Raw genomic sequence first — 6813 nt, 5'->3', positions numbered from 1 at the left:
AGCTGACGGCGCAGGATGTGGAAGTAGTTGGCCGGCGTCGAGCAGTAGGCGACCTGGAGGTTGTCCTCGGCGCAGAGCTGCAGGAAGCGTTCGAGACGGGCGGAGGAGTGCTCCGGACCCTGGCCCTCGTAGCCGTGCGGCAGCAGCATCACCAGGCCGCTCATCCGCAGCCACTTGCGTTCAGCGGAGGAGATGAACTGGTCGATGACCACCTGGGCGCCGTTGGTGAAGTCGCCGAACTGGGCTTCCCAGAGCGTCAGGGTGTTGGGGTCGGCCAGCGAGAAGCCGTACTCGAAGCCCAGCACCGCCTCTTCCGACAGCGCGGAATCCAGCACCTCGAAATGGGCCTGGGTGTCGGTCAGGTTGCGCAGCGGGAAGTAGGTCTCCTCGCTGGTCTGGTCGACGACGCCCGCATGGCGCTGGGTGAAGGTGCCGCGCACGCTGTCCTGGCCGGACAGACGTACGGGATAACCCTGGTCGAGGAGGCTCGCGAAGGCCAGCGACTCGGCGGTCGACCAGTCGATGCCCTCTTCGGCCTTGATGGCGGCGTGGCGGCCGTCGATCACCCGCTGAACCGTCTTGTGAACGCTCACCCGCTCGGGGATCGAGGTCATCTTCAGGCCGAGGTCGAGCAGCTTCTGGTGCGGCACGCCAGTTTCGCGACGCAGCTCTTCGCCGCCCGTGGGGTTGAGGCCCGCCCACTTGCCGTCCAGCCAGTCGGCCTTGTTCGCCTTGTAGGCCTTGCCGCTATCCATCTCGCCGTCGAGGAAGGCGTCGAAGTCGGAAAGCATCAGGTCGACTTCCGGCTGGCTGACCACGCCTTCGGCGATCAGGCGGCGGGAGTAGATCTCGCGCGTCGACGGGTGGTCCTTGATCTTCGCGTACATCAAGGGCTGCGTCATCGTCGGATCGTCGCCCTCGTTGTGGCCGAACCGGCGGTAGCAGAACATGTCGATGACCACGTCCTTGCCGAACTGCTGGCGGAACTCGACGGCGATCTTCGAGGCGAACACAACGGCTTCGGGGTCGTCGCCGTTGACGTGGAAGATCGGCGCCTCGACCATCAGCGCCACATCCGACGGATAGGGCGAGGAGCGGCTGTTCTTCGGGCTGGTGGTGAAGCCGATCTGGTTGTTGACGATGAAGTGCAGCGCCCCGCCCGTGCCGTAACCGCGCAGGCCTGACAGGGTGAAGCATTCGGCGACCACGCCCTGGCCGGCGAAGGCCGCGTCGCCATGCAACAGCAGCGGCAGCACGTGGCCGCGGCCGGCGTCGGCCTTGGCGCGCAGCTTGAACGCCTGCTTGGCGCGAGCCTTGCCCAGCACCACCGGGTTGACGATCTCCAGGTGCGACGGGTTGGCGGTCAGCGACAGGTGGACGGTGTTGCCGTCGAACTCGCGGTCCGACGAGGCGCCCAGGTGATACTTGACGTCGCCCGAGCCCTCGACGTCGGAGGGCAGGCTGGTGCCGCCCTGGAACTCGTGGAAGATCACCTGGTAGGGCTTGCCCATCACGGCGGCCAGCACGTTCAGGCGGCCGCGGTGCGGCATGCCGATGACGATGTCCTCGACACCCAGCGCGCCGCCGCGCTTGATCACCTGCTCCATGGCGGGCACCAGCGCCTCGCCGCCGTCCAGGCCGAAGCGCTTGGTGCCGGGGAAGCGGCGGTGGAGGAAGCGTTCGAAGCCCTCGGTCTCGATCAGCTTCTTGAGGATGGCGATCTTGCCCTCCTTGGTGAAGACGATCTCCTTGTCGCGACCCTCGATGCGCTCCTGCAGCCAGGACTTCTGGGCCGGGTCGGAGATGTGCATGTACTGCACGCCGACATCGCCGCAGTAGGTGCGGCGCAGGATCTCGAGGATCTCGCGGATCGTCGAAGTCTCCAGGCCCAGCACGTAGTCGAGGAAGATCGGCCGGTCGAAGTCGCTCTCACTGAATCCGTAGCTGGCTGGGTCGAGCTCGCTGGCGTCGCCCGGAGGCACGGCGAGGCCCAGCGGGTCAAGGTTGGCGCGCAGGTGGCCACGCATGCGGTAGGCGCGGATCATCATGATCGCACGCAGGGAATCGAGGGTGGCGGCGCGCACCGTGTCGGTGTCGGCGGCGGGCTCGCGGTCGGCGATCTTGGTCTGGACCTTGGCTTCGACCGCGGGCCACAGGCCGTCGATGGCCGACAGCCATTCCGGACGCGGCGACGGCGACAGGGCCTTGGCCCAGGCCGGACGCTCAGCGGCGGCCTTCACCTCGTCTGCGCGGTCTTGCAGGGACGCGAAGAACGCCCGCCACGACGGCTCGACCGAATTGGGGTCGAGCGCCCACTTGGCGTAGAGGTCCTCCACGAAGGCGGCGTTCCCGCCGTAGAGGAACGAGGTCTCGGCGAGCACCTCGTTGATAATACCTGCGTCGTCCGCCATGCCATCCGCTCCCGGGGATCGCGCCGCGGAGCTTCTGGGAAAGGAGCCGAGCGCGGATCGCCCTAACGCTAAATTTCCGGGAGCTTCCCTGGACCCTGGCGGAGGCCGCGCAGGCTCAGAAACGTCCCCTCAAATGCCAAGGTCGCCGTGCGGCGAACCTCAAGCCCCCTTCAGCACCTCAAGAAGGGTCTCGCCAAGCTTCGCCGGCGACGGTGAAACGCGGATGCCCGCGGCTTCCATCGCAGCGATCTTGTCCTCAGCGCCACCCTTGCCGCCCGAGATAATCGCACCTGCGTGACCCATGCGCCGTCCAGGCGGCGCAGTGCGTCCAGCAATGAAGCCGACCATAGGCTTCTTGGTTGCTGAACTTTTAATGAACGCGGCGGCGTCTTCCTCTGCGGAACCGCCGATTTCACCGATCATGATGATCGATTCCGTCTCCGGGTCGTCAAGGAACATCTGCAGCACATCGATAAACTCCGTGCCCTTGACCGGATCTCCGCCGATGCCGACCGCCGTTGTCTGGCCGAGACCCACCTGGGTCGTCTGGAACACAGCTTCATAGGTAAGCGTCCCGGAGCGCGAGACAACGCCCACCGAGCCTTTGCGGAAGATGTTTCCAGGCATGATGCCGATCTTGCACTGGTCGGGCGTCAACACGCCCGGGCAGTTGGGGCCGATCAGCCTCGACTTGGACCCGGACAGCGCGCGCTTCACCTTGACCATGTCGGCCACCGGGATGCGTTCCGTGATGAAGATGATCCACGCCACCTCGGCGTCGATCGCCTCAAGGATCGAGTCGGCGGCGAAGGGCGGCGGCACATAGATCACCGAGGCGTCAGCCCCGGTCTGTCGCACCGCTTCGCCGACGGTGTCGAACACCGGCAGGCCGATATGCGTGGTCCCGCCTTTGCCGGGTGTCACGCCGCCGACCATCTTGGTCCCGTAGGCGATGGCCTGTTCGGAGTGGAAGGTGCCCTGGCTGCCGGTGATCCCCTGGCAGATGACCTTCGTGTTCTTGTCGATCAGGATGGACATTCAGCTCGGGCTCGTTTCGGAGGGACGCTCAGCGCAGGCGGCAGGCGTGGTCATTTTCGTACGGCCGCGACAATCTTCTCGGCGCCATCGGACAGGTCGTTGGCGGCGATCACGTCGAGGCCGCTTTCGTTGATGATCTTCTTGCCGAGCTCGACGTTCGTGCCCTCGAGGCGGACCACCAGAGGCACCTTCAGGCCGATCTCGCGTACCGCCTCGACGACGCCTTCGGCGATGATGTCGCAGCGCATGATGCCGCCGAAGATGTTGACCAGGATGCCCTTCACGTTGGGATCGGTGGTGATGATCTTGAAGGCCGCGACGACCTTTTCCTTGGTCGCGCCGCCGCCGACGTCGAGGAAGTTGGCGGGCTCGGCGCCGTAGAGCTTGATGATGTCCATGGTGGCCATGGCCAGTCCGGCGCCGTTGACCATGCAGCCGATCTCGCCGTCGAGGGCGATGTAGGACAGGTCGTACTTGGACGCCTCGATCTCCTTCGAGTCCTCCTCGCTCTCGTCGCGCAGCTTGACGATGTCGGGGTGGCGGAACAGGGCGTTGCTATCGAACGACACCTTGGCGTCCAGCACGCGAAGCTGGTCGTCCGCGGTGACGATCAGCGGGTTCACCTCCAGCATGCTCATGTCTTTGGCGACGAACGCCGCGTAGAGCTGGCCGAGCAGTTTGGCGGCCTGTTTCGCCAGGTCGCCCTTCAGGCACAGGGCCTTGCTGAGCAGCAGGCCGTGGTGCGGCCACACGCCGGTCACCGGGTCGATGGAGAAGGTGATGATCTTCTCGGGCGTCGAGTGGGCGACCTCCTCGATGTCCATGCCGCCTTCGGTGGAGGCGACCACCGACACGCGGCTGGTCTCCCGGTCGACCAGCAGGGAGAGATAGAACTCCTTGGCGATCGCGGCGCCTTCTTCGATGTAGATGCGGTTTACCTGCTTGCCCTTGGGCCCGGTCTGGTGCGTGACCAGCACGCGGCCGAGCATTTCGGCGGCGTTCGACTTCACCTCGTCGACCGACTTGACGACGCGGACCCCGCCCTTGGCGTCCGCGCCAAGGCCTTCGAACCGCCCCTTGCCGCGACCGCCCGCGTGGATCTGCGACTTCACCACCCACACCGGCCCGCCCAGGGATTCGGCGGCCTTGACCGCCTCGTCGACGGTGAACGCGGCCTGTCCGCGCGGGACGGCGACGCCGAACTCGGCGAGTACGGCTTTGGCTTGGTGTTCGTGTATGTTCATGAGGTCGCAGACGCGCTGGCTTGAGCCTCCCGCCCGGGCGGCGAGTGGCCGGCGTTATAGGCGCCGTACAGGACTGGCGCAACCGGCACGGCGGTGGTTTCGCCCGCTATCTGGCGCACGGTTCAGGCCGAGTTCAGGTTCGCTCGTGATGATGCACTTTGCAGGCTGCAACCGCGCACCGGCCAAGGAATTTGGCAGATGACCCCCGAACGGCCGCAGGAGCCTTCGCCGATGACCAGCGACCGCGACGCAGGCCATAGCCTTGGCCAAGGTCCTGGCCAGAGCCTGGGCCAAGGTCTGGGCCAAGGTGTGGGGCCGATGCGCACGACCAACACCGTCGAGGCGCCAGCCAGTCGCCCGAAGCCGGCGATCCTGCTGGCCGTGGGCCTGGCCATCGCCCTGGCGCTGGGCGTCGGCCTGGGTCTCTGGGCGCGACCGGACCTGCTGAAGACGCCCAAACCGATGACCCCGACATTGGCGACCGCGGCCGCCACCGGCCCGGACGGCAAGGTGCGCATCCTGGTCAACCCCGCGGCGCCCGCCCCTCTCGCGCCAGCGCCACAGTCGGACGGCCCGCTGGAGGTGCTGCCGCCAGACATGGCCTCGGCCGCCCTCGCCGAGGCCAGGCAGTCGCTTGGCCCGATCACGCCGCAGGCGCCGACCTATGACGAACCCCAGCCCACCGAGGCTGCGGCGCCGTCAGCCCCTGGCGAGGCATGCCGAGGCGCGGTCACCGTCGCCGAACGGATGGTGTGTGGAGACCGCAGACTGTCAGCGGCCGACCGGCGGATGGCCCGCGCCTACCAGCGGGCGATCGCGATCGGCGTGCCGGCCGGCGAGTTGGATGACGAACAGAACGACTGGCTGTCGATCCGTGAGGACGCGGCGCGCTATTCCGCCGCCGCCGTCGCCGACGTCTACGACCAGCGCATCCGCGAACTGGAGAGCCTGGCCGACGATGGGCGCTGACACCCGCGCATCCCGACGAAAGTCGGGACCCAAGCGGGCTGTCGGGGCGCAAATCGCGATCAACTGCGCCCCGGCTTTCGCCGGGGCGAGCCGAGTTGGGGTGCTAAGCGGTGGAGCGCCTAGGCCAGGGTCTTGTCGATGTCCTTGCAGGCGGCCAGGAGGCCCTGCACGGAGGCGACGGACTTGGCGAACATGTCCTTCTCGCCGGCGTCCAGCGGGAACTCGATGACGCGCTCGACGCCGCCGGCGCCGATCACCGCGGGCACGCCCACGTAGATGTCCTTCAGGCCGTACTGCCCGTCGAGGTGGGCGGCGACGGGGAGGACGCGCTTCTTGTCCTTCAGGTACGACGTCGCCATGGCCACGGCGCTTTCGGCCGGGGCGTAGAAGGCCGAGCCGGTCTTCAGCAGGGCGACGATCTCGCCGCCGCCGCCACGGGTGCGCTGGACGATGGCGTCCAGGTCGCCCTGGCTGAGCGCGCCCTGTTCGACGAGGACGTTCAGCGGCAGGCCGCCGACGGTGGAGTAGCGGGTCATCGGCACCATGTCGTCGCCGTGGCCGCCCAGGGTCCAGGCGTGCACGTCCTGGACCGACACGCCGAGCTTTTCGGCCAGGAACAGGCCGAAACGCGCGGAGTCGAGCACGCCCGCCATGCCAACCACCTTGTTGTGCGGCAGGCCCGAGAACTCGCGCAGCGCCCAGACCATGGCGTCCAGCGGGTTGGTGATGCAGATGACGAAGGCGTTTGGGGCGTGCGCCTTGATGCCGTCGCCGACCGCCTTCATGACCTTCAGGTTGATGCCCAGCAGGTCGTCGCGGCTCATGCCCGCCTTGCGCGGCACGCCGGCGGTGACGATGCAGACGTCCGCGCCGGCGATGCCGGCATAGTCGTTGACGCCCTTCAGCGAGACGTCGGAGCCGATCACCGTGGTCGCCTGGGCGATGTCCAGGCTCTTGCCCTGGGGCAGGCCCTCGGCGATGTCGAACAGGATCACGTCGCCCAGCTCCTCGCGCGCACAGATGTGGGCCAGGGTGCCGCCGATCATGCCGGCGCCGATAAGGGCGATCTTCGCGCGAGCCATGGATAAGGTCTCCGAGGAATGGGGTGGGTGGGCCGAGTGGCGGTGAAAAAGTCGCGGCGCGGTCTAGAC

5 protein-coding genes are annotated in these 6813 nt (G+C 67.2%); 1 reads left to right on the top strand and 4 read right to left on the bottom strand.

Going from position 1 to position 6813, the window contains the following annotated elements:
* The 3 genes from Q8R27_RS01410 to sucC all read right to left on the bottom strand — a co-directional run.
* Window positions 1-2411: 2-oxoglutarate dehydrogenase E1 component (locus tag Q8R27_RS01410; RefSeq protein ID WP_305697330.1), on the bottom strand; the 2411-nt coding region annotated here is incomplete at its 3' end.
* Between the two features lie 159 nt (window positions 2412-2570).
* Window positions 2571-3449 (bottom strand): succinate--CoA ligase subunit alpha, encoded by an 879-nt coding sequence (sucD, locus tag Q8R27_RS01405; RefSeq protein WP_305697329.1) that lies wholly within the window; start codon window positions 3447-3449, stop codon window positions 2571-2573.
* A gap of 50 nt (window positions 3450-3499) precedes the next feature.
* Window positions 3500-4693, bottom strand: coding sequence for an ADP-forming succinate--CoA ligase subunit beta (sucC, locus tag Q8R27_RS01400; protein ID WP_305697328.1), 1194 nt, complete (start codon window positions 4691-4693; stop codon window positions 3500-3502).
* Between the two features lie 198 nt (window positions 4694-4891).
* Between sucC and Q8R27_RS01395 the strand changes: the two genes are divergently transcribed.
* Window positions 4892-5662, top strand: a complete 771-nt coding sequence (locus Q8R27_RS01395) for a lysozyme inhibitor LprI family protein (protein ID WP_305697327.1) — start codon at window positions 4892-4894, stop codon at window positions 5660-5662.
* Window positions 5663-5781: 119 nt separating this feature from the next.
* Here the strand turns inward: Q8R27_RS01395 and mdh are convergent, their stop codons facing one another.
* Window positions 5782-6744, bottom strand: a complete 963-nt coding sequence (gene mdh / locus Q8R27_RS01390; RefSeq protein WP_305598221.1) for a malate dehydrogenase — start codon at window positions 6742-6744, stop codon at window positions 5782-5784.
* Window positions 6745-6813 lie beyond the last annotated feature (69 nt).

This window comes from Phenylobacterium sp., assembly GCF_030697305.1.
Taxonomy (GTDB): domain Bacteria; phylum Pseudomonadota; class Alphaproteobacteria; order Caulobacterales; family Caulobacteraceae; genus Phenylobacterium.
This window is presented reverse-complemented; position numbering and strand designations above follow the sequence as displayed.

Coding starts and splice junctions, on each gene's coding strand:
- Q8R27_RS01395 (WP_305697327.1), top strand. CDS start 4,892: ATGACCCCCGAACGGCCGCAGGAGCCTTCGCCGATGACCAGCGACCGC.
- sucD (WP_305697329.1), bottom strand. CDS start 3,449: ATGTCCATCCTGATCGACAAGAACACGAAGGTCATCTGCCAGGGGATC.
- sucC (WP_305697328.1), bottom strand. CDS start 4,693: ATGAACATACACGAACACCAAGCCAAAGCCGTACTCGCCGAGTTCGGC.
- mdh (WP_305598221.1), bottom strand. CDS start 6,744: ATGGCTCGCGCGAAGATCGCCCTTATCGGCGCCGGCATGATCGGCGGC.